Origin of the sequence: Pseudomonas xionganensis (assembly GCF_009763245.1) — a bacterium.
Taxonomy (GTDB): Bacteria; Pseudomonadota; Gammaproteobacteria; order Pseudomonadales; family Pseudomonadaceae; genus Aquipseudomonas; species Aquipseudomonas xionganensis.
In genome coordinates, this window is sequence record NZ_WKJZ01000001.1 from 2,104,365 (window position 1) to 2,122,955 (window position 18,591).

Below are 18,591 nucleotides of genomic sequence, written 5' to 3' on the forward strand. Positions count from 1 at the left end.
GCGGGATAAAGCTCCTGGCCGCTGTCCTTATGGGCATCGGCGGGTATTTGATCGGAGCAGGACTGCGCGCAAAAGTTCCCGTTATCGGGTCTTCTGCGGGTCGGTACTTCGGAGGCTGGCTTGGGTCGTTGCCTGGGCAGGACGGCCAGATCAGTCAGCAGGGTGGGGCAGGTGGGCGAGCGTTGTGCGGGCTCGTGACCTGAATACCATCGAGGGGGCTTGGGCGCCGGTATGACTTACAGCGTGGTACTAACGGCGCGCAGCATAACCAGTTGCACAAATATTAGCCAGCTGTATTTTGCCTCGCGTGTCAGGGCCGTGGCACTGGATGCAATTTACCGGTTGCTCCGCTAGGATTAGCGCACTTTGGCATTCATCCAGTGACGGGTTTCAATGAGTTATCAGGTTCTTGCACGCAAGTGGCGTCCGCGCTCGTTCCGCGAAATGGTCGGTCAGACCCATGTGCTCAAGGCCCTGATCAATGCCCTGGACAGCCAGCGCCTGCACCATGCCTACCTGTTTACCGGCACTCGCGGGGTGGGCAAGACCACTATCGCGCGGATCATCGCCAAGTGCCTGAACTGCGAAACTGGCATCAGCTCCAGGCCCTGTGGCACCTGCTCGGTATGCCGGGAGATCGATGAAGGCCGCTTCGTCGACCTGATCGAAGTGGACGCCGCCAGCCGTACCAAGGTGGAAGACACCCGCGAGTTGCTGGACAACGTGCAGTATTCGCCGAGCCGCGGGCGCTTCAAGGTTTACCTGATCGACGAAGTGCATATGCTCTCCACCAGTTCCTTCAACGCCCTGTTGAAGACCCTGGAGGAGCCGCCGCCCCACGTCAAATTCCTCCTCGCCACCACCGACCCGCAGAAACTGCCGGTCACCGTGTTGTCGCGTTGCCTGCAGTTCTCCCTGAAGAACATGCCGCCGGAACGGGTGGTGGAGCACCTGAGCCATGTGCTCAGCGCCGAGGCCATTCCCTTCGAGGAAGACGCCCTGTGGCTGCTCGGTCGCGCCGCCGATGGTTCGATGCGCGACGCCATGAGTCTCACCGACCAGGCCATCGCCTTTGGTGAAGGCAAGGTGCTGGCCGCCGATGTGCGCGCCATGCTCGGCACCCTGGATCATGGCCAGGTCTATGGCGTGCTGCACGCGCTGATAGAGGGCGATGCGCGGGCGCTGATCGAGGCGGTGCGCCACCTGGCCGAACAGGGTCCGGACTGGAATGGCGTGCTGTCCGAAATGCTCAATGTGCTGCACCGGGTGGCCATCGCCCAGGCCCTGCCGGATGCGGTGGACAATGGCCAGGGCGACCGCGAGCGGGTGTTGCAACTGGCCCAGGCGCTGCCCGCCGAAGATGTGCAATTCTATTACCAGATGGGCCTGATCGGTCGCCGCGACCTGCCCCTGGCGCCGGATCCGCGTGGCGGCTTCGAGATGGTGCTGCTGCGGATGCTGGCCTTCCGCCCCGCCGATAACGGCGATGCGCCGAGGGTCACGCTAAAGCCCTTGGGGATCAGCCAGGCCACGGTTGATTCCCGCAACGAGACAGTGGCCGGAGCGGCCCAGGTTGCTCCGTCTGCTATTGCCGAGACGCCCGCGCCTGCACCCCAGCCCGTGACAGCGTCTGTCAGTGCGCCCGCTGCTGCAGTAGCGGCGTCGACAGTTGCGCTGCCAGCGAGTACCCCCCAGGTGGCTGAGCCCGAGCCGGCTGCCGAACAGACTGTGCCTCAGGTGGCTGCTGTTGAACCTGTTGGCGATAGGGTTGCACCCCAGGTGAGTGGTGCGGAGCCCGTCGTTGAGTCGGTGGCAGCCGAGCCTGTCGATCTGCCCTGGGAGCAGTCTCCGGCCGCCGCCGTCGAGTTACCCGCCAGCGCGGAGCCGGTTGCGGCAGCGCCTGTCGATACAGGCGCGGTTCCGAGCCAGGTGCCTGAGCCTGTGGTCGAGCAGCTGGTGGTACAGACCGAAGAGTTGGCTGCTCTGCCTGCCGCGAGCGAAGCGGATGACGATGATGAGCCGCCGCTGGGCGACTATGACTATGTCGAGGCCGATGCCCAGGGACTGGATTACGACTTCGATTTACCCGTTGCCGAGCCCGTGCTCGCCGTCGAGCCGCAGCCTGCCGCCATGCCCGCCACGGGTCTGGCTGCCGACTGGCTGGAGCTGTTTCCCAAGCTGGGTCTGGGTGGCATGACCGGCAGCATCGCCGCCAATTGCACCCTGATCGAGGCCAATGGCGATGACTGGCTACTGCACCTGGACCCGGCCCAGAGCGCGCTGTTCAACAGCACCCAGCAGCGGCGCCTGAACGATGCCCTCAACCAGTACCATGGGCGTAATCTCAACCTGCGTATCGAGTTGTGCAAACCCGAGCAGGAAACCCCGGCCCAGGCCGCTGCGCGCAAACGTGCCGAGCGCCAGAGCAGTGCCGAAGCCTCGATCCACAATGATCCGCTGGTGCAGCAGATGATTCAGCAGTTCGGCGCGGTCATTCGCGCCGACAGCATCGAACCCCTAGATATCAACGCTTGAGTAGAGGACAGACATCATGATGAAAGGTGGCATGGCCGGCCTGATGAAGCAGGCCCAGCAGATGCAGGAAAAAATGCAGAAGATGCAGGAAGAACTGGCCAATGCCGAGGTCACCGGCCAGTCCGGCGCCGGCCTGGTCAGCGTGGTGATGACCGGTCGCCACGACGTCAAGCGCGTGAGCCTGGACGACAGTCTGATGCAGGAAGACAAGGAAATCCTCGAAGACCTGATCGCCGCTGCGGTCAATGACGCAGTGCGCAAGGTCGAGCAGAACAGCCAGGAAAAGATGTCCGGCATGACGGCAGGCATGCAACTCCCCCCCGGCTTCAAAATGCCTTTCTAAGTGGGGTCGTCCAGCCACTCTACATAGCTGCGTTGCAAGCCGGCCCGGGCATCCTCATTTACAGCCAGTAAACTCCGGTGCCCGGGCCGTCTTGCGCCTTGCTCTGCACAGCGCCTGACCAACCCTGATAGATACTTGTACAAGCAGTAGGGTGGATAACCGCGCAGCGTTATCCACCATCGACTGAAAAATCCTGGAAATAACCTGTTGTTTCCAACCGCCCCAATCCATGTGATGCCTTGCCATGAGCTTTAGCCCCCTGATCCGTCAACTGATCGACTCGCTGCGTACCCTGCCCGGGGTGGGGCAGAAGACTGCGCAGCGTATGGCCCTGCAATTGCTGGAGCGTGATCGCAGTGGTGCGCTGCGTCTGGCCCAGGCTCTGACTCAGGCGATGGAAGGAGTGGGGCACTGCAAGCGCTGCCGCAGCCTGAGCGAGGCTGAGATCTGCCAGCTGTGCCTGGATGAGCGCCGTGACGACAGCCTGCTGTGCGTAGTCGAGGGACCCATGGATGTCTATGCCGTGGAGCACACCGGCTATCGCGGCCGTTATTTTGTGCTCAAGGGGCACCTTTCGCCCCTGGATGGCCTGGGACCAGAAGCCATCGGCATTCCCGAGTTGCTGGAGCGCATCGCGGCCGGCAGTTTCACCGAGGTGATCCTGGCCACCAACCCGACGGTGGAGGGGGAGGCCACTGCCCACTACATTGCTCAACTGCTGGCAGGCAAGGGCCTGATCGCTTCGCGTATCGCCCATGGCATGCCCCTGGGCGGTGAGCTGGAGCTGGTGGACGGCGGTACGCTGGCCCACTCCATAGCCGGGCGGCGCCCCATTCAGATCTGATCTGGCAGAATCGCCCGGCCTGATGGCCCGATTCTCGGCTTGTTAACCAAGCAAGCGCTTGGTACTTTTCCTGAAACCTCAGAGGGATGCCCCATGGCTGCGTTTCAGGACTACTTCGACGACTCCCATCAACTGGTCCGCGACTCGGTGCGCCGTTTTGTCGAGCGCGAGATCCTGCCGCATATCGATGACTGGGAGGAGGCCGGGGAGTTTCCCCGGGAGCTGTATCGCAAGGCCGGCGCCGCCGGCATCCTCGGCATCGGCTATCCGGAGCAGTTCGGCGGCAGCCACGAGGGCGATGTGTTCGCCAAGGTGGCGGCCAGCGAGGAGCTGATGCGCAGCGGCTCCGGTGGCCTGGTGGCGGGCCTGGGCTCCCTGGATATCGGCCTGCCGCCCATCGTCAAATGGGCCAAGCCGCAGGTACGCGAGCGGGTAGTGCCCCAGGTGTTGGCCGGCGAGAAGATCATGGCCCTGGCGGTGACAGAACCGTCCGGCGGCTCCGATGTGGCCAACCTCAAGACCCGCGCCGTTCGCGAGGGCGATTTCTACCGCGTCAGCGGCAGCAAGACCTTTATCACCAGCGGCGTGCGTGCCGATTACTACACCGTGGCGGTGCGTACCGGTGGCGACGGCTTTGGCGGCGTCAGCCTGCTGCTGATCGAGAAGGACACTCCCGGGTTCAGCGTCGGGCGCACCCTGAAGAAGATGGGCTGGTGGGCTTCTGACACAGCCGAGCTGTTCTTCGACGACTGCAAGGTGCCGGTGGAAAACCTGATCGGTGCGGAGAACATGGGCTTTGCCTGCATCATGGCCAATTTTCAGAGCGAGCGCCTGAGCCTGGCGATCATGGCCAATATGACCGCCCAGCTGGCCCTGGAAGAGTCGATGAAATGGGCCGCCGGGCGCGAAGCCTTCGGCAAGCCGATCGGCAAGTTCCAGGTGCTCAAGCATCGTCTGGCGGAGATGGCCACTCAGCTTGAGGTGTCGCGCGAGTTCACCTATCGCCAGGCGGCGAAGATGGCGGCTGGCAAGAGTGTGATCAAGGAAATCTCCATGGCCAAGAACTTCGCCACCGACGTGTCCGACCGCATCACCTACGACGCCACCCAGATCCTCGGCGGCATGGGCTTTATGCGCGAGTCCCTGGTGGAGCGGCTGTACCGGGATAACCGCATCCTATCGATTGGCGGCGGCACCCGGGAGATCATGAACGAGATTATTGCCAAGCAGATGGGGTTGTAGATCGATCCGGCGTGGCGGGTGGGTGTAAAACACCATGTCGGCGCTGACAGTTGGTGGATGTAAAAAGCGACATCCACCCTACGCAAGGTTAACCGGAGCAATCATAGGGCGGACATGCCGAAGGCTTGTCCGCCGTCGCCGCCACGCAGCTCACTTCCAGCTTTTTTCAACCCAGACTGTGGTATCCGCAAGCGCCCGGTCAAAGCGGCGCAGCATCTCGTCCACCTCGGCTTCCTGAATGATCAGCGGCGGGCAGAAGGCCAGGGCGTCGCCCATGGCGCGGCTGATCATGCCGTGTTCCTGGGCGCGACCGGCCAGGTGGCGGCCGAGCACGCCGCTGGCCTGGTAGGGCGCCTTGCTGGCCTTGTCGCCCACCAGCTCCACCGCGGCGATCAGACCGCAGCCGCGCACCTCGCCCACCAGAGGGTGGTCGCGGTAGGCCGCCAGCCCTGCGCGCAGGCGCTCGCCCATGGCGGCGGCATGTTCTACCAGGCCGTCCTCTTCGATTACCTTGAGGTTTTCCAGGGCCACGGCGGTGGCCACCGGGTGGCCGCTGGCGGTAAAGCCGTGGCCCAGGGTGCCGAGGCTGTGGCTGTGGTCGGCCACCGGCTGGAACACCCGGTCGTTGACCAGCACCGCGGCAATCGGCTGGTAGGAGGAGGACAGCTGTTTGGACAGCACCAGGATATCCGGCTGGATATCGAAGCTCTGGCAGCCGAACCACTGGCCGGTGCGGCCGAAGCCGCAGATCACTTCATCGGCGATCAGCAGGATGTCATAGCGCTTGAGAACCTGCTGGACGCGCTGCCAGTAGCTGCGCGGCGGCACGATCACGCCGCCGGCGCCCATCAGCGGCTCGCCGATAAAGGCGGCGATGGTCTCCGGGCCTTCGGCGAGGATGCGCGCTTCCAGCTCCTGGGCCAGGCGTTCGGCAAAGGCTTCCTCGCTTTCTCCGGGCAGGCCATGGCGGTAGTGGTGCGGGCAGCCGACATGCAGGAAGCCCGGCAGCGGCAGGTCGAAGCCGCGCTGGTTGGCCGGCAGGCCGGTCAGACTGCCACTGGCCACGGTGATGCCGTGGTAGGCGTTGTGACGGCTGATGATCTTTTTCTTCTGCGGCTGGCCCAGGGCATTGCTGCGGTACCAGACCAGCTTGACCACGCTGTCGTTGGCCTCAGAGCCGGAGTTGCTGAAAAACACCTTGCTCATCGGCACCGGCGCCAGCTCGATAAGTTTCTCCGCCAGCTCGATGCTGGGGCGGTGCGCCTTGTGGCTGAACAGGTGATAGAAGGGCAGGCTGCGCAGCTGGCGTTCGGCGGCCTGCACCAGGCGCTCGTTGCTGAAACCCAGGGCGGCGCTCCACAGGCCGGCCATGGCTTCTATGTACTGCTTGCCCTGATCGTCATAGACATGGATGCCTTCGCCGCGCTCGATGATCAGCGGGCCGACCTGCTCATGCAGGCGGGCGTTGGTGTAGGGGTGCAGCTGGTAACGGACATCCTTGGCAGCAAGGTCGAGTGGCTGGTTCATGGCGATCTCAGGCAGGCTGTGGGTTGTTGTTATGCATTGGGCGGCGGGCATCGAAACCGGGCAGGGCGAGCAGCTGGTTGCTGATCTGGTCCACCAGGTGGGCACCGATCGGCAGGGCCGAGGTGGCGGCCGGCGAGGGCGCGTTGCACACATGGATGCTGCGCCGGGTCTGCTTGAGCAGGAAGTCCTCGATCAGCTTACCGTCGCGCGATACCGCCTGGGCGCGCACCCCGGCCGGGTAGGGCTTGAGGTCGCCCAGCTCGATGCTCGGGCAGTACTTGCGCACCAGTTGCAGGTAGCCGCGCTTGAACAGCGAGTTCTTCAGCTCCACCAGGCCCGGGCGCAGGTGGCTGCGCAGCACCTGGCGGATACCCGCATCGCCGAGCATGGCCAGGCTGTCGCCCAGGGAAATATCGCGCTTGCGATAGCCCTCGCGCTTGAGCGCCAGCACCGCGTTGGGGCCGACCGTGACGCTGCCGTCGATCATGCGGGTCAGGTGCACGCCAAGAAAGGGCATGGCCGGATCGGGGATGGGGTAGATCAGGTGACGGACGATCTGGTTGTGCTTGGCCGGCAGCTGGAAGTATTCGCCGCGGAAGGGGCAGATGCTGAAGCCGGGGTCGATACCCAGCATGGCCACCAGACGGTCGGCATGCAGGCCGCCACAGGCCACCAGAAAACGGCCGTGGACGTCGCCCTGGCTGCTTTGCACCACCACCTCGTCCTGGCTTTCCTGCAGGCCGGTCACTTGCGCGCCATAGCGGATCTCGCCGCCGGCCTGGGTAAACACCCGGGCCATGGCCTGGGTCACCTCGGCGTAGCTGACGATGCCGCTGGAGGGTACCAGGATGCCGCCCAAACCAGTGATATTCGGCTCGCGCTCCTTGAGCTGCTCGGCATTCAGCCAATGACGCTCCAGGCCATTGGCCTCGGTGCGCTGCCAGAGCGCCTGCATGCGCTGCATTTCCACCTGGTTGGTGGCCACCAGCAGCTTGCCGCATTCATCGAAGCGGATGCCCTGAGCCTGGCAGAAGGCCTTGGTGGCCTTGTTGCCCTGCAGGCAAAAGCGCGCCTTGAGGCTGCCGGGGGTGTAGTAGACCCCGGCATGGATCACTCCGCTGTTGTGCCCGGTCTGGTGCTGGGCCGGGCCGGACTCCTTGTCCAGCAGCAGCATGCGGCTGTCCGGGTAGCTGTGCTTGAGCTGCATGGCGGTGGACATGCCGACGATGCCGCCGCCGATAATGATGAAGTCGTACACCTTGGATTCCTGTGGCTGGGCGGCTGTGCCGTAGAGATTGGGCACAGCGGCGTCAAAAGGCTGGATAAGGCCGCTGTAGGAGCGGACGTATCCGCGAAGATCGCGGCTGAAGCCGCTCCTACAGGCCTTGGCACTCACTGGCGCGGCTGGCGCAGCACTTTCTTGTGGGTGAAGTAGCCGCGTTGACGCATCAGCTCGCGGCGCAGCCCCTCGTGGGCGGTAAAGCGGTCGCGGCCGTGCAGCCAGAAGTGGTTGTTGATCAGCAGGAAGCTGCCCACCGGCACCGGCACGGCAACCTTGGCCGGGCTGTTTTCCAGGGAGGCGGACAGCTCCGCCAGCCAGTTGCCTTCCTCGAAGTTGCGCGGCTGCACGAACTGGTCGATATAGCTGATGATCGGCCGGCCCTGGGCGTCCACGTCGAACACCGGGTGGAACACATCGGCACGCACGTTCTTGCTCGGCGGCGCGCTCCAGCGCATTTCGCGGTGGGCCATGGGGTCCGAGCTGAAACGCTCCAGGTCAGCCCAGTCGTCCAGGTGCAGCAACAGCGAATCGCCGCCCTCCATGTTCTGTTCGTCGATCTTCATCATCAGCACATAGTCGGTGTCCTGCTCGACGAAGGTGCCATCGGTGTGCAGCTCCAGCACCCGGTGCGGCTGGCGCAGGTAGCTGTCGGAGTTGTCGACGTTCTGCACCACGAAGCGGGCGTAGTACTGGCCACTCATGGCATCGAAGTTGGAACGACCGAACAGATGGGCCACGGCGGTGGCGAACTTGACCATGTCCTCGGCCTGGCTCACCTGATCCAGCCCCTCGGCGCTGATCAGTAGGGCACCACTGGCGCGGTCCACCAGGCTGTTGATCAACAGCGGCTGCAGCGTGCCTTCACACAACTCATCGAGTACCCGGGCCAGGCGAAAGCGCAGGAAGGACTTGTATTCCAGGGCCTGCACCGGCCACTGCGCGGCCTCGGCGAGGAAGGCCTGCACCGTGGCGGCGGCAAAGCGCAGTTCCAGCAGGCGCGGCGAGCGGGTGCTGGGGGTCAGGGTGAAACCCTTGAATTCGCTGGGGGTGGTGATCTGCAGATTGTGCAGCGGTTCGAACTGGCTCACGGCGGGCTCCTGAAGGCTGGGTAGTTCGCGGTGAGGCAAAAATATCGCTGTAAATTCAAAATGTCTACATTTTAATTTTTTGTCGTTGATGCTCCTCTCGGCGGCTGTAACGGTATTGGGTATGATGCGCCCACGCTCAGAAGGACGACGCCATGCAGTCACCCGCCCCCCAGGACAACTCGGTCAACCCCGGCTACCCCATGCTCAAGCGCGACATCATCCGTGGCCATTTCAAGCCCGGTGAGAAGCTGCTGATGAGCGGGCTCAAGGAACGCTATGGCCTCGGTGTCGGGCCGCTGCGCGAGGCGCTGTCGCAACTGGTGGCCGAGCGCCTGGTGGTGGCGGTGAACCAGAAGGGCTACCGGGTGGCGCCCATGTCCCTGGCCGAGTTGGAGGACATCTACGATGCCCGCGCCAATCTGGAGGCCATGCTGGTGACCCTGGCCATCCAGCGCGGCGACGATGCCTGGGAGGCCGAGGTGCTGGCCCGCGCCCACACCCTGGCCAAGGTGGTGGAAGTGAAGGGGCCGGAGGACATGCTCAGCCTCTGGGATGCCCGGCACAAGGCCTTCCACGCCGCCATCGCGGCCGGCTGCGGCTCCCTGCATCTGCTGCAGGTACGCGCTGCGCTGTTCGACCAGGCCGAACGCTACCGTCACCTCTGGCTGCAGCAGACGGTTTTCTCCGAGCAAGCGCTGCAGGCCAAGCGCCAGGAACACAGCGAGTTGGTGGAGGCCATTCTGGCCCGCGACGCCGCGCGCGCCAGCGCCTTTATGCGCGAGCACCTGCTAAGCCCGGTGCCGATCATCAGTGCTTTGATGCAGCAGCAGGGTCTGGCTGGCTGTTGAAAACTACCTCGGCTTTAGCTTCCTGCGTCGCCCTACCTCCTGCATCCATGCAGTCGTGCGTTGCCGATGCGTCGTTAAAAACAGGCTCAAAATGCTCATTTGCATTAGCAAACTCCACTTTTTCGCCTGTTTTTGCCTAGCCTCGGCTGCCTCGCCTACGTTTTCAGTCTGAAGTTGCCACGTAGGGTGCTCCGTGCGAACCGCTGTTTGCGGTTTCCTGGTGCGCGCGGCGCACCCTACAAAGGCCCTTCGTGATAAGGGCAGACGGCTCCGGCTTGCCTTCGTGAAATTTATCTAGTAGCTTTTCATGAAATTCGAAAACAAGAATTTCATGAGGTATTCATGTTCAAGCAGTCCGAGCAGCATCTCGACACCTACTACGCTCACAGTTGCCGCGAGCAGCTGCGCCAGTTCGCGCCCCTGACCGGCGCGCAGCGTTATGACGTGGCGGTGGTCGGTGCCGGCTTCAGCGGCCTGCATACGGCGCTGCGCCTGGCCGAAGCCGGCAAGCGCGTGGTGCTGCTGGAGGCCAGCCGGGTAGCCTGGGCCGCCTCGGGACGCAATGGCGGCCAGGCTATTCTCGGCTGGTCCTGCGATATGCCGCCGCTGGAAAAGTCCCTGGGCCTGGAGCGAGCCCGCCGTCTGTGGGATGGCATGCGCTGGGCGGCTGACGAGATTCGCGCGCTGCCGCAGCGCCATGGCTTCGACTGTGATTACCGCGCCGGCCACCTGTGGACCTCGGTGATGCCACGGCGGGTGGCGCTGCTGCACGAGTGGCAGGAGCACGCCGCGCACAAGTGGGGCCATGACCAGCTGCAGTTTATTCCCCGCGACCAGCTGGGCGACTGGGTGGCCAGCGAGCGCTACCAGGCCGGCCTGTTCGACCCTTTGGGTGGCCACCTCAATCCGCTGAAACTGGCCCTGGGCCTGGCCGCCGCCTTCGAGCGTGCCGGTGGGGTGATCCATGAGCAGAGCCGTGTACTGAGTTACCACCGGGGTAGCGATGGCTACCACCTGACCTGCGCCAGCGGCAGCGTGCAGTCCGAGGTGCTGGTGCTGGCCTGCAACGCCTATATCGACAAGCTCGACCCGCAGCTGGCGAAACGCATCCTGCCGGTGGGCAACTATCAGGTGGCCACGGCGCCGCTGGACCCGGCCCTGGCCGAGTCCCTGCTGCCGCGCAACAGCTGCGTCACCGATAACCAGTTCGTGCTCGATTACTTTCGCCGCACCCCGGACAACCGCCTGCTGTTCGGCGGTGGCTGCACCTACCTGGGCGGCCTGCCCAAGGATATCGCTGCGGCCACCCGGCCTTTTATCGAGCGGGTATTTCCGCAGCTGACCGGGGTGCCCATCGAGTTTTCTTGGGGCGGCCACCTGGATATCAGCATGCACCGCACTCCGGATATCGGTGGCGAGGACAACCGCTACTGGCTGCAGGGCTATTCCGGCCACGGCGTGCTGCCGACCCTGGCCGGCGCCCGGGCGGTGGCCGACGCCATTCTCGGCAACGGTGACGAGCTGGCGCTCTACCAGGGCCTGCGTAATCCGCAGTTCCCTGGCGGCGAGTTGCTGGCCGCGCCCCTGGAGGCCGTAGGCAAGGCCTGGTATCGGCTGCGTGACTTCATTTAATTCGCTATCAGACTCGGGAACCGTCATGGACAAGCAAGAAGAAATGGCCGCGCTGGCCATCCTTATCCACGACCTGCGCAAGCACAAGAAGGTCACGCTCAATGAGCTGGCCGAGCGCATCGGCCGCTCCGTGGGCTTTCTGTCCCAGGTCGAGCGCGGCCTGTCGCGCCCCACGGTGGCGGATCTGACCGCCATCAGCGAGGCGCTGGATGTGCCCACCACCTATTTCTACAGCCTGGCCAAGCCGCGGGCGCTGCGCTGGGTCACCCGCCCGGATGAGCGGCGCACCCTGTACTTCGCCAACGGCATCACCGACGTGCTGCTGTCGCCGAATATGCACGGCGCCTTCAACCTGCTCGACAGCCAGCTGGAACCCGGTGCCAGCAGCGGCGAGCGGCAGATGAGCGACCGTTCCGAGCAGGCCGGCTATGTGCTCGAAGGCGAGCTGACCCTGTGGCAGGGCGACGATGAAGAGAGCGTCACCCTGCAGGCCGGCGATGCCTTCCAGGTTTCCAGCTACGCCCGTTTGCGTTACGCCAACCAGAGCGACAAGCCCTGTCGGGTGCTCTGGGTCTACAACTGATTTACAGGCTTTTGAAAAGCGTAGGCGAGGCAGGCAAGACAAGGCGAAAACGGCCGAAAAAGCGGAGTTTACAGCTGTAAATGAGCATTTTGAGGCCGTTTTCAACGCAGGATTGCCAACGTAGATAGCTTTTCACCAGCCTGTTTACCTTATCCCCTCACCAAGGACATATAACAATGACAGCCCCTAGTACCGACCTGCTCAACGAGGTCCGTGCCTTCCGTCAACGCCATCCTGAGGTGCGCTTCGTCGACCTGATCTGCCTGGATATTCCCGGGCATTTCTACGGCAAGCGCTACCCCATCGAGATGCTGGAAAAGGTCGCCGCCGGCAGCGCCCTCAAGCTGCCGCAGAACTGCGTGCTGCTCGGCGCCCAGGGCGGCCTCTACGAGATCGGCGAGTACTGCTTCCATGATGGTGACCCGGATGCGCCGCGCCGCCTGATCCCCGGCACCCTCAAGTACGTCAACTGGGAGAAGCAGCCCCTGGGGCAGATGCTGATCAGCTCCGACGGCACCCATGCGCCCATCGAGTTCGAGCCACGCGAAGTGCTGGCCAAGGTGGTCGAGCGCCTGGCGGGCAAGGGCATCCGCCCGGTGGTGGCCTTCGAGCTGGAGTTCTACCTGTTCGACAAGGCGCTCAAGGACGGCCTGCCGCAGTTCCCCCGCGATGCCCTGAGCGGCGATGCGGACGATCAGCCGAATATGCATATCGAGCGCCTGTCGCGCTTTGGCGAAGTGCTCGATGACATGACCGAGACCGCCCGCGAGCAGGGCATCGAGGCCACGGTGATTACCGCCGAACTGGGCCCAGGGCAGTTCGAGATCAACTTCGCCCACTGCGAGGACCCGCTGCAGGCCGCCGACTGGTCGGCGCTGTTCTGCCGCAGCACCCGCGGCGTGGCCCTTAAGCACGGCCAGCGCGCCAGCTTTATGGCCAAGCCCTACCTGCAGTACCCCGGCAGCGGCATGCATATCCATGTCAGCCTGTACGATGCGGCCGGCAACAACTTGCTGGCCGGGGAGCAGCAGCAACCGCTGCGCCATGCCGTGGCCGGCTGCCTGGAGCTGCTGCCGCAGCTGATGCCGATCTACGCACCGAACCACAACAGCTACCGCCGCTTCGGCGCCATGGTCAACTCGGCGAGCAAGGCCAGCTGGGGCTATGAGGACCGCGACGCCTGCGTGCGCATCCCCGAATCCGATGAGCGCAACCTACGCCTGGAATTCCGTCTGCCTGGCGCTGACGCCAACCCCTATCTGGTCCTGGCGGCGCTGCTGGTCAGCATCGAGCACGGCCTAGAGGCGCGTCGTGAGCCGATCGCACCGCTGAATGACGACCGCGCCAGCGGCATCGATTTCCCCAAGGACATGCTCGAAGCCGTGCGCCAGATGCGTGAAAGCTCCGCGGTGAATGCGGGCCTGGGCGAGGAATTCGTCATGGTCTATTGCGAGAACAAACGCCAGGATCACCTGGCCTTTCTGAATGAAATCAATCAGCGTGAATACCGCTGGTACTTGTAAGGAGGCGCTATGAAAAACCCACAAACCGCACAATGGCAGGCCATGAGCCGGGACCATCATCTGGCGCCCTTTAGCGATTACCAGCAGCTCAGCGACGTTGGCCCGCGCATTATCGTCAAGGGCGACGGCGTCTATGTCTGGGACAGCGAAGGCAACAAGATTCTCGACGGCATGGCCGGCCTCTGGTGCGCCGCCATCGGTTACGGCCGCCATGAACTGGCCGAAGCCGCCAGCAAGCAGATGAAGGAGCTGCCGTTCTACAACACCTTCTTTATGACCGCCCACCCGCCGGTGCTGGAGCTGGCCAAGGTGATAGCCGAGATCGCGCCCAAGGGCCTGAACCATGTGTTCTTCACAGGCAGCGGCTCGGAAGGCAACGACACCATGTTGCGCCTGGTGCGTCACTACTGGGCGACCAAGGGCCAGCCCGATAAGCAGGCGATCATCGGTCGCATCAATGGCTACCACGGCTCCACCGTGGCCGGCGCGGCGCTGGGTGGCATGGCCGGCATGCACGCCCAGGGCGGCACGCTGCCAGGCATCGTGCATATCCCGCAGCCTTACTGGTTCGGTGAGGGCGGCGACATGAGCCCGGATGAGTTTGGCATCTGGGCCGCCGAGCAGCTGGAAGCGAAGATTCTCGAAGTCGGCGTGGACAAGGTCGCCGCCTTTATCGCCGAGCCGATCCAGGGCGCCGGCGGCGTGATCGTGCCGCCGAAGACCTACTGGCCGAAGGTGCGCGAGATTCTCGCCAAGTACGATATTTTGTTCGTGGCCGACGAGGTGATCTGCGGTTTCGGCCGTACCGGCGAGTGGTTCGGCAGCGACTACTACGGCAACAGCCCGGACCTGATGACCATCGCCAAGGGCCTGACCAGCGGCTACGTGCCCATGGGCGGCCTGGTGGTCAGCGACAAGGTGTTCGAGGTGATCAGCCAGGCCGGCGACTTCAACCACGGTTTTACCTACTCCGGTCACCCGGTGGCCGCCGCCGTGGCCCTGGAGAATATCCGCATCCTGCGCGAGGAGAAGATCATCGAGCGGGTGCGCGAGGAAACCGGCCCCTACCTGCAGGAACGCCTGGCGACCCTGGCCGATCACCCCCTGGTGGGCGAGGTGCGCGGTGTCGGCATGCTCGGCGCCATCGAACTGGTCAAGGACAAGGCCAGCCGCAAGCGTTACGAAGGCCAGGGCGCCGGCATGATCTGCCGTGGCCACTGCTTCAATAACGGCCTGGTCATGCGCGCCGTGGGCGACACCATGATCATTGCCCCGCCCCTGGTGATCAGCAAAGCCGAGATCGACGAACTGGTGAGCAAGGCGCGCCTGTGCCTGGACCTGACCCTGGAGCAGCTGCATAGCCAGGCCTGATGCCGATGGTGCGCACGGCGCACCCTACACAGCAGGCACCTCGTAGGGTGCGCCGTGCGCACCTGAACAGACCAAGGCCCCGTCACTGGCAACAGTGGCGGGGCCTTGTCGTTTATAGATGCTCAAAGAGCGTGCTTACGATCTCGCGAGCTAGAGACCTACAAGGCGCTGCGTTAGTAACAGCCTTCGGCTGTTCAAAGCGGCTCGGCTGCGGAGTGTACTGTTGTACATGAGTATTACTCGCTTCGCTCGCCCCTTTGGGGCCGCACTGAAGTGCGTTAGCCGCGAGCGGCTTGCCGAGCCTGTTTGACTCGCGTTGCTCGTCCTTCGGGCCAGCCTTCGGCTGTTACTCCCTTTGGTCGTTTTAACGCAGTAGGGCCGACGCGCAGCAGATCGTAGGCAGGTTCTTAGTCGAGCAGGGTCAGGGTCACGTCTATATTGCCGCGGGTGGCATTGGAGTAGGGGCATACGCCGTGGGCGCGCTCGATCAATTGCTGGGCGCTGCTGCGCTCCATGCCGGGCAGGCTGATGCGCAGTTCCACTTCGATACCGAAGCCATTGGGGATCGGGCCGATACCCACCACGCCTTCGATGGACAGGTCCGCGGGCAGCTGCACCTGGGTCTTGGCCGCCACCACCTTCATGGCGCCGATAAAGCAGGCGGCGTAACCGGCGGCAAACAGCTGCTCCGGGTTGCTGCCCTGGCCGCCGGCACCGCCCAGCTCTCGGGGCGTGCTCAGGGCGACATCCAGCACGCCATCGGAGGAGATGGCGCGGCCATCACGACCACCGGTGGCTTCGGCATAGGCACGGTACAGCACTTTATCAAGGGACATGGCGTTCTCTCTCTTTTAAATTGCGTAAAAAATATTTGCGCACTAAGTAAGTGCTTGTTGGCGAATGTAGTGCGCATATGTTTAGCGCGCAAGTTAATTATTGGATTCTTTGCTTATAAGGCCAGGCTCTGCCGGATATAAGCCGTAGCCATGGGCATTGCAGAGGTGCCAGGGGTGGGGGTTAGCGCTGCGCGACGCGGGACGTTGCGGCTATGGCAGTGTAGGAGGGCGTGTGTAGGAGCCAGCTTGCTGCGGTCCGGCGTTCCGGCGATGCTCTTGACCTAGAGGATCGCCAGCAAGCTGGCTCCTACAACTGTGCGTGGCATATTCAGCCTGTCTGTTAGAGCTGATTGCGCAGCGTGATTAGGCTTTCGCGCAGCTCGGCCAGACGCTCCAGGCTCAGGCCGCTCTTTTCCAGGATACAGGCGGGGATGCTCTGGGCCTGCTGCTGCAGGGCGCGGCCCTGCTCGGTGAGAAACAGCTGCACCACTCGCTCATCACTGCTGCTGCGCACACGCTGCAGCAGGCCTTCGCTTTCCAGGCGCTTGAGCAGGGGGGTGACCGAACCGGGGTCGGTGAGCAGGCGCGCGCTGAGTTCGCTGACGGTAATGCCGTCACCTTCCCACAGCACCAGCATCGCCAGGTACTGCGGGTAGGTCAGGCCCAGGGCCTGCAGCAGCGGCTTGTAGGCCTTGGTCATTTGCAGGGAGGTGGAGTGCAGGGCGAAGCACAGCTGGTTGCTGAGTAGCAGGGCGTCGCAGTGTGGCAGCGGGGTGGTCATGGGCTGGCCTTGAGTCGAGCGGTTAGCGCATAAGGTTAAAGCGCTAACAGACAGGGCGCCAATGGTTGTTTAGCCCAGGGCCTCTTCCAGCTTGCCCAGTCGCGCCTCCAGTTCGGCAATGCGTGCTTCCAGGGCCTGCAGGCGCTCTTCGCTGGCATTGGCGCTGTCACTGCGGGCGGCGGGTCTGCTGGCCAGCAGGCTGTGCAGGTCGGCCTCCTCACCGAGCAGGTGCATATAGCGCTCTTCACGCTGGCCGCTCTGGCGCTCCAGTTGCACGGCCAGGCCACGGGCGATCAGGCGTTCGAGCTGGTGCTGGACTTCCTCCACGTCCTCGAAATCGTGCATGCGGTTGCTGCGGGTCAGCAGTTCATTGAGGGTTTGCGGGCCGCGTAACAGCAGCAGGCCGAGCAGCACGGTCTGCGGCTTGACCAGTTCCAGCTGCTTGTCGCAGCGCTGCTCCCAGCGGTCGGCGCGGCTGCCCATCACCAGGCGCGCCAGACCGCGGCCTTCCAGGCTGCGCAGGTAGCGGCCGATCTCGCCGGTCTCCAGGCTCATCAGCGGCTCGCGGCTGGTCTTCTGGTTGCTGGCCAGTTGCAGGGCGTTGAGGGTCAGGGGGTAGCTTTCCGGGGTGGTCAGCTGCTTTTCGATCAGGCAGCCGAGCAGGCGTACCTCGATGGCATGCAGCGGGGTTTCGCCAACCAGGGGGGAGGGGCTATAGGGCATGGGGTGTTCCAGGCAGTGGCAAGTGCCCTCTAGCCTAGCGCTATTGGCCCTGGGCCGACAGGTTCTGTTCCAGCAGATTGAGACTGGCATTCAGCACCTGCTGGCGGGTCTCGCTGCTGGCCAGCATGCGCGCCAGCAGTACCGCACCAAGGCACTGGGCGAGGATGGCCCAGGCCAGTTGCGGGTCTTCGAGGATTTCGGCCCAGGCCTGTTGCAATTGCACGATCCAGTCTTCGGCGCGTTGGCGCACGGCCAGGTCGGCCCGGGCGATTTCCGCACCGAGGGCGGGCAGGGCACAACCTTGCTGCGCCTGTTCGACATGGGCCAGGCTGAGGTAGGCGGCCAGGCAGCGCTTGAGTTTGTCGCGTCCGCCATCGCCCGAGCCCAGGCGTGCCAGGCTGTTGCTCAGCTCGCGTTCGAGCAGTGCGACGAACAGCGCGTCCTTGGAATCGAAATGGCTGTAGAAGGCCGCGCCGCTCAGGCCGATGGCCTTCATCAGGGCGTCCACCCCGGTGGTGGCGAAGCCGCCCTGCTTGGCGATGGCGCCGCTGCTGGCCAGCAGCTTCTCGCGGGTGGCGGCCTTGTGTTCGGCGGAGTAGCGCATAAGGGCTCCGGCTGAAAGTGTCTTGACGGTGGTTGGATCGTAGCATAACGTTCGTTCACCTAACGATCGTTTAGTTAACGAGGTGAGCCATGACTGATGCAGGCAGGAAGAAGGTCGCACTGGTGATCGGTGCCGGTGATGCCACCGGCGGTGCCATTGCCCGCCGTTTTGCCCGCGAGGGCTATGTGGCCTGTGTCACCCGGCGCAGTCTGGATAAGTTGCAGCCTTTGCTCGACAGCATTCGTGAGGCAGGAGGCGAGGCCCATGGTTTTGCCTCGGATGCGCGCAAGGAAGAGCAGGTGGCCGAGTTGGTGGAGCAGATTGAGCGGGATATCGGGCCGATCGAGGTGATGGTTTTCAATATCGGTGCCAACGTGCCCTGCAGCATCCTCGACGAAACCGCGCGCAAATACTTCAAGATCTGGGAGATGGCCTGCTTTGCCGGCTTTCTCACCAGTCAGGCGGTGGCCAAGCGCATGGTGGCTCGTGGTCGCGGCACCATCCTGTTTACCGGGGCCACCGCCGGGCTGCGCGGTGCGGCCGGGTTTGCTGCCTTCGCCGGGGCCAAGCACGGCATCCGCGCCCTGGCCCAGAGCATGGCGCGGGAACTGGGGCCGCTGAATGTGCATGTGGCCCATGTGGTGGTGGATGGCGCCATCGACACCGCCTTTATCCGCGATAACTGGCCCGAGCAATACGCCCTGAAAGACCGCGACGGCATCCTCAACCCAGAGCATATTGCCGACAGCTACTGGTACCTGCACAGCCAACCCCGCGATGCCTGGACCTTCGAGCTGGACCTGCGGCCCTGGATGGAACGCTGGTAAAC

General features: G+C 63.9%; 17 protein-coding genes. 10 read left to right on the plus strand and 7 right to left on the minus strand.

Going from position 1 to position 18,591, the window contains the following annotated elements; all coding sequences use genetic code 11:
* Positions 1-393: 393 nt before the first annotated feature.
* The 4 genes from dnaX (at position 394) to GJV18_RS09840 (ending at position 4,964) form a co-directional block, all read left to right on the plus strand.
* Positions 394-2,535: a DNA polymerase III subunit gamma/tau gene (gene dnaX, locus GJV18_RS09825; RefSeq protein ID WP_160344911.1), complete on the plus strand. Its 2,142-nt coding sequence runs from the start codon at positions 394-396 to the stop codon at positions 2,533-2,535.
* 16 nt (positions 2,536-2,551) lie between these two features.
* Positions 2,552-2,878, plus strand: a complete 327-nt coding sequence (locus tag GJV18_RS09830; protein ID WP_160344913.1) for a YbaB/EbfC family nucleoid-associated protein — start codon at positions 2,552-2,554, stop codon at positions 2,876-2,878.
* Positions 2,879-3,122: 244 nt separating this feature from the next.
* Entirely contained in the window at positions 3,123-3,722 is a 600-nt protein-coding gene (gene recR / locus GJV18_RS09835) for a recombination mediator RecR (RefSeq protein WP_160344915.1), read from the plus strand.
* Between the two features lie 93 nt (positions 3,723-3,815).
* Entirely contained in the window at positions 3,816-4,964 is a 1,149-nt protein-coding gene (locus tag GJV18_RS09840) for an acyl-CoA dehydrogenase family protein (RefSeq protein ID WP_160344917.1), read from the plus strand.
* Between the two features lie 150 nt (positions 4,965-5,114).
* Here GJV18_RS09840 and GJV18_RS09845 read toward each other — a convergent pair whose 3' ends face one another.
* From GJV18_RS09845 to glaH, 3 genes are all read right to left on the minus strand, one after another.
* Positions 5,115-6,491, minus strand: coding sequence for an aspartate aminotransferase family protein (locus GJV18_RS09845; protein WP_160344919.1), 1,377 nt, complete (start codon positions 6,489-6,491; stop codon positions 5,115-5,117).
* Positions 6,492-6,498: 7 nt separating this feature from the next.
* Positions 6,499-7,749: an L-2-hydroxyglutarate oxidase gene (gene lhgO, locus GJV18_RS09850; RefSeq protein ID WP_160344921.1), complete on the minus strand. Its 1,251-nt coding sequence runs from the start codon at positions 7,747-7,749 to the stop codon at positions 6,499-6,501.
* Positions 7,750-7,883: 134 nt separating this feature from the next.
* Positions 7,884-8,843, minus strand: a complete 960-nt coding sequence (glaH, locus tag GJV18_RS09855) for a glutarate dioxygenase GlaH (RefSeq protein WP_218572089.1) — start codon at positions 8,841-8,843, stop codon at positions 7,884-7,886.
* A gap of 170 nt (positions 8,844-9,013) precedes the next feature.
* On the opposite strand from glaH, the gene csiR reads away from it, so the two are divergent.
* From csiR to GJV18_RS09880, 5 genes are all read left to right on the plus strand, one after another.
* Positions 9,014-9,709, plus strand: coding sequence for a DNA-binding transcriptional regulator CsiR (gene csiR / locus GJV18_RS09860; protein WP_160344925.1), 696 nt, complete (start codon positions 9,014-9,016; stop codon positions 9,707-9,709).
* Positions 9,710-10,051: 342 nt separating this feature from the next.
* A complete protein-coding gene (locus GJV18_RS09865; RefSeq protein WP_160344927.1) occupies positions 10,052-11,341 on the plus strand; it encodes an NAD(P)/FAD-dependent oxidoreductase in 1,290 nt (429 codons plus the stop codon).
* 25 nt (positions 11,342-11,366) lie between these two features.
* Complete coding sequence (locus GJV18_RS09870; protein ID WP_160344929.1) at positions 11,367-11,924, plus strand: helix-turn-helix domain-containing protein; 558 nt, start codon at positions 11,367-11,369, stop codon at positions 11,922-11,924.
* Between the two features lie 176 nt (positions 11,925-12,100).
* Entirely contained in the window at positions 12,101-13,447 is a 1,347-nt protein-coding gene (locus GJV18_RS09875) for a glutamine synthetase family protein (protein ID WP_160344931.1), read from the plus strand.
* A 9-nt stretch (positions 13,448-13,456) separates the two neighbouring features.
* Positions 13,457-14,818: an aspartate aminotransferase family protein gene (locus tag GJV18_RS09880; protein WP_160344933.1), complete on the plus strand. Its 1,362-nt coding sequence runs from the start codon at positions 13,457-13,459 to the stop codon at positions 14,816-14,818.
* 407 nt (positions 14,819-15,225) lie between these two features.
* Here the strand turns inward: GJV18_RS09880 and GJV18_RS09885 are convergent, their stop codons facing one another.
* The 4 genes from GJV18_RS09885 to GJV18_RS09900 all read right to left on the minus strand — a co-directional run bounded on the left by GJV18_RS09885 (position 15,226) and on the right by GJV18_RS09900 (position 17,762).
* Positions 15,226-15,654, minus strand: coding sequence for an organic hydroperoxide resistance protein (locus GJV18_RS09885; protein ID WP_160344935.1), 429 nt, complete (start codon positions 15,652-15,654; stop codon positions 15,226-15,228).
* A gap of 340 nt (positions 15,655-15,994) precedes the next feature.
* On the minus strand, positions 15,995-16,435 hold the full coding sequence (locus tag GJV18_RS09890; protein ID WP_160344937.1) for a MarR family winged helix-turn-helix transcriptional regulator: 441 nt from the start codon (positions 16,433-16,435) through the stop codon (positions 15,995-15,997).
* Between the two features lie 69 nt (positions 16,436-16,504).
* Positions 16,505-17,158: a YceH family protein gene (locus GJV18_RS09895; RefSeq protein WP_160344939.1), complete on the minus strand. Its 654-nt coding sequence runs from the start codon at positions 17,156-17,158 to the stop codon at positions 16,505-16,507.
* Positions 17,159-17,198: 40 nt separating this feature from the next.
* Positions 17,199-17,762, minus strand: coding sequence for a TetR/AcrR family transcriptional regulator (locus GJV18_RS09900; RefSeq protein WP_160344941.1), 564 nt, complete (start codon positions 17,760-17,762; stop codon positions 17,199-17,201).
* A gap of 89 nt (positions 17,763-17,851) precedes the next feature.
* On the opposite strand from GJV18_RS09900, the gene GJV18_RS09905 reads away from it, so the two are divergent.
* Entirely contained in the window at positions 17,852-18,589 is a 738-nt protein-coding gene (locus GJV18_RS09905) for an SDR family oxidoreductase (protein WP_160344943.1), read from the plus strand.
* Positions 18,590-18,591 lie beyond the last annotated feature (2 nt).

Excerpts from the sequence above, each read along its gene's own strand:
- dnaX (WP_160344911.1), top strand. The coding sequence starts at position 394 with ATGAGTTATCAGGTTCTTGCACGCAAGTGGCGTCCGCGCTCGTTCCGC.
- GJV18_RS09830 (WP_160344913.1), top strand. The coding sequence starts at position 2,552 with ATGATGAAAGGTGGCATGGCCGGCCTGATGAAGCAGGCCCAGCAGATG.
- recR (WP_160344915.1), top strand. The coding sequence starts at position 3,123 with ATGAGCTTTAGCCCCCTGATCCGTCAACTGATCGACTCGCTGCGTACC.
- GJV18_RS09840 (WP_160344917.1), top strand. The coding sequence starts at position 3,816 with ATGGCTGCGTTTCAGGACTACTTCGACGACTCCCATCAACTGGTCCGC.
- GJV18_RS09845 (WP_160344919.1), bottom strand. The coding sequence starts at position 6,491 with ATGAACCAGCCACTCGACCTTGCTGCCAAGGATGTCCGTTACCAGCTG.
- csiR (WP_160344925.1), top strand. The coding sequence starts at position 9,014 with ATGCAGTCACCCGCCCCCCAGGACAACTCGGTCAACCCCGGCTACCCC.
- GJV18_RS09865 (WP_160344927.1), top strand. The coding sequence starts at position 10,052 with ATGTTCAAGCAGTCCGAGCAGCATCTCGACACCTACTACGCTCACAGT.
- GJV18_RS09870 (WP_160344929.1), top strand. The coding sequence starts at position 11,367 with ATGGACAAGCAAGAAGAAATGGCCGCGCTGGCCATCCTTATCCACGAC.
- GJV18_RS09875 (WP_160344931.1), top strand. The coding sequence starts at position 12,101 with ATGACAGCCCCTAGTACCGACCTGCTCAACGAGGTCCGTGCCTTCCGT.
- GJV18_RS09880 (WP_160344933.1), top strand. The coding sequence starts at position 13,457 with ATGAAAAACCCACAAACCGCACAATGGCAGGCCATGAGCCGGGACCAT.
- GJV18_RS09885 (WP_160344935.1), bottom strand. The coding sequence starts at position 15,654 with ATGTCCCTTGATAAAGTGCTGTACCGTGCCTATGCCGAAGCCACCGGT.
- GJV18_RS09890 (WP_160344937.1), bottom strand. The coding sequence starts at position 16,435 with ATGACCACCCCGCTGCCACACTGCGACGCCCTGCTACTCAGCAACCAG.
- GJV18_RS09895 (WP_160344939.1), bottom strand. The coding sequence starts at position 17,158 with ATGCCCTATAGCCCCTCCCCCCTGGTTGGCGAAACCCCGCTGCATGCC.
- GJV18_RS09900 (WP_160344941.1), bottom strand. The coding sequence starts at position 17,762 with ATGCGCTACTCCGCCGAACACAAGGCCGCCACCCGCGAGAAGCTGCTG.
- GJV18_RS09905 (WP_160344943.1), top strand. The coding sequence starts at position 17,852 with ATGACTGATGCAGGCAGGAAGAAGGTCGCACTGGTGATCGGTGCCGGT.